Consider the following 3,223-nt stretch of genomic DNA (forward strand, 5'->3'; position numbering starts at 1 on the left):
CCCCGCCGCTTCATCGCGCACACGACGCTCCCCTACCCATCCACGCACCTGGACTCGAAAGTCAAGTACACGCGTGAATGCCATAGCTTCGGCGGATAACTTGAGCCCCGCTAAATTGTCGGCGCAGAATCACTTGACCAGTGAGCTATTACGCACTCTTTCAAGGGTGGCTGCTTCCAAGCCAACCTCCTGGTTGTCACCGCAACTCCACATCCTTTTCCACTTAGTTATCGCTTAGGGGCCTTAGCTGATGATCTGGGCTGTTTCCCTCTCGACTGTGAAGCTTATCCCCCACAGTCTCACTGCTGCGCTCTCACTTACCGGCATTCGGAGTTTGGTTGATTTCGGTAAGCTTTTGGGCCCCCTAGACCATCCAGTGCTCTACCTCCGGCAAGAAACACGCAACGCTGCACCTATATGCATTTCGGGGAGAACCAGCTATCACGTAGTTTGATTGGCCTTTCACCCCTATCCACAGCTCATCCCCTCGGTTTTCAACCCAAGTGGGTTCGGGCCTCCACGACGTCTTACCGTCGCTTCACCCTGGCCATGGATAGATCACTACGCTTCGGGTCTAGAGCATGCGACTCAACGCCCTGTTCGGACTTGCTTTCGCTACGGCTCCCCCACACGGGTTAACCTCGCCACATACCACTAACTCGCAGGCTCATTCTTCAAAAGGCACGCCGTCACCCCGCAGGGCTCCGACGGATTGTATGCGATCGGTTTCAGGTACTATTTCACTCCCCTCCCGGGGTACTTTTCACCTTTCCCTCACGGTACTTGTCCGCTATCGGTCACCAAGGAGTATTTAGGCTTAACGGGTGGTCCCGCCAGATTCACGCGGAATTTCAAGAGTTCCGCGTTACTTGGGATGACACTCACGAGTGATCAACTTACGTCTACAGGAGTATTACCCTCTACGCTCCACCTTCCCAGGTGGTTCGACTTCGCTTGATCATTTCTTACTCGCCGCCGGGTCAACAGCCCCGACCGAATGGTCCCTCAACCCCGCACATGCAACGCCTGTCAGCTATCACACACATACGGTTTGGCCTCTTCCGCTTTCGCTCGCCACTACTCACGGAATCACGGTTGTTTTCTTTTCCTGTGGGTACTGAGATGTTTCACTTCCCCACGTTCCCTCCAACTGCCCTATATATTCAGGCAGAGGTTGCCGGACATGACTCCGGTACTTTCAAGGTTTCCCTATTCGGAAATCCCAGGATCACAGCTCGTTTACCAGCTCCCCAGGGCTTATCGCAGGTTACAACGTCCTTCATCGGCTCTTGGTGCCTAGGCATCCACCGATCGCACTTAGTAGCTTGTTCAAAAAAATATCTACAAAGATGCTCGCGTCCACTGTGCAGTTCTCAAAATACGGGCGAGCCCGGCACCACCACCCCACAACAGGGCACCAGCCACCGGTCCGCACAGAGCAATCCGTCACCGAAGCAACCGACCCCTCAGGACCCAACAGCGTGCTCACGAAACCCACCACCAAACCACCCACACGTTCCACTCCCCCACAAGGGGGCTGTACTTGCACAGATGACCGGCACCAGACCTCTCCAGTCAACGTTCCACAATTCCACAAGCCCACCAGACCGGGAACGAACGCCCCGAAACCTGGCAAACATGGACCAGCACCACCAGGGCACTGACCAAGAAGGCTCCTTAGAAAGGAGGTGATCCAGCCGCACCTTCCGGTACGGCTACCTTGTTACGACTTAGTCCTAATTACCAGCCCCACCTTCGACGGCTCCCTCCACAAGGGTTGGGCCACCGGCTTCGGGTGTTGCCGACTTTCATGACTTGACGGGCGGTGTGTACAAGCCCCGGGAACGTATTCACCGCAGCGTTGCTGATCTGCGATTACTAGCGACTCCGACTTCATGGGGTCGAGTTGCAGACCCCAATCCGAACTGAGACAGGCTTTTTGGGATTCGCTCAACCTTGCGGTATCGCAGCCCTTTGTACCTGCCATTGTAGCATGTTTCAAGCCCTGGACATAAGGGGCATGATGACTTGACCTCATCCCCACCTTCCTCCGAGTTGGCCCCGGCGGTCTCCATTGAGTCCCCGGCATCACCCGCTGGCAACAATGGACGAGGGTTGCGCTCGTTGCGGGACTTAACCCAACATCTCACGACACGAGCTGACGACAGCCATGCACCACCTGTATACCGACCAAAAAGGGGCACCTGTCTCCAGATGTTTCCGGTATATGTCAAACCCAGGTAAGGTTCTTCGCGTTGCATCGAATTAATGAACATGCTCCGCCGCTTGTGCGGGGCCCCGTCAATTCCTTTGAGTTTTAGCCTTGCGGCCGTACTCCCCAGGCGGGGTACTTAATGCGTTAGCTGCGGCACGGAGAACGTGGAATGTCCCCCACACCTAGTACCCACCGTTTACGGCGTGGACTACCAGGGTATCTAAGCCTGTTTGCTCCCCACGCTTTCGCTTCTCAGCGTCAGGAAATGCCCAGAGAACCGCCTTCGCCACCGGTGTTCCTCCTGATATCTGCGCATTCCACCGCTCCACCAGGAATTCCATTCTCCCCTGCATTCCTCAAGTCTGCCCGTATCGAAAGCACGCTCAGGGTTGAGCCCTGAGTTTTCACTTCCGACGCGACAAACCGCCTACAAGCTCTTTACGCCCAATAATTCCGGACAACGCTCGCACCCTACGTATCACCGCGGCTGCTGGCACGTAGTTGGCCGGTGCTTCTTCTCCTGCTACCGTCACTTCCGCTTCGTCACAGGTGAAAGCGGTTTACAACCCGAAGGCCGTCATCCCGCACGCGGCGTTGCTGCATCAGGCTTCCGCCCATTGTGCAATATTCCCCACTGCTGCCTCCCGTAGGAGTCTGGGCCGTATCTCAGTCCCAGTGTGGCCGGTCGCCCTCTCAGGCCGGCTACCCGTCGAAGCCTTGGTGAGCCACTACCTCACCAACAAGCTGATAGGCCGCGAGCCCATCCCAGACCGCCGGAGCTTTCCAACCCCCCCGATGCCAGGGAGGCTCATATCCGGTATTAGCAGCTGTTTCCAACTGTTATCCCAAAGTCTGGGGCAGGTTACTCACGTGTTACTCACCCGTTCGCCGCTCGTGTACCCCGAAAGGCCTTACCGCTCGACTTGCATGTGTTAAGCACGCCGCCAGCGTTCGTCCTGAGCCAGGATCAAACTCTCCGTTGAAAACAACAACCACCCCACCAAAAAA

At 56.3% G+C, this 3,223-nt stretch carries 2 rRNA genes; both read right to left on the reverse strand.

From position 1 onward, the window contains the following. Nucleotides 1-1,331, reverse strand: a 23S ribosomal RNA gene (locus tag H507_RS0113565); the annotation flags it as partial. A gap of 350 nt (nt 1,332-1,681) precedes the next feature. After that, nucleotides 1,682-3,198: ribosomal RNA gene (locus H507_RS0113570) — 16S ribosomal RNA — on the reverse strand. Nucleotides 3,199-3,223: the final 25 nt, after the last annotated feature.

The sequence above is a fragment of the Aestuariimicrobium kwangyangense DSM 21549 genome (genome assembly GCF_000421525.1).
GTDB lineage: Bacteria > Actinomycetota > Actinomycetes > Propionibacteriales > Propionibacteriaceae > Aestuariimicrobium > Aestuariimicrobium kwangyangense.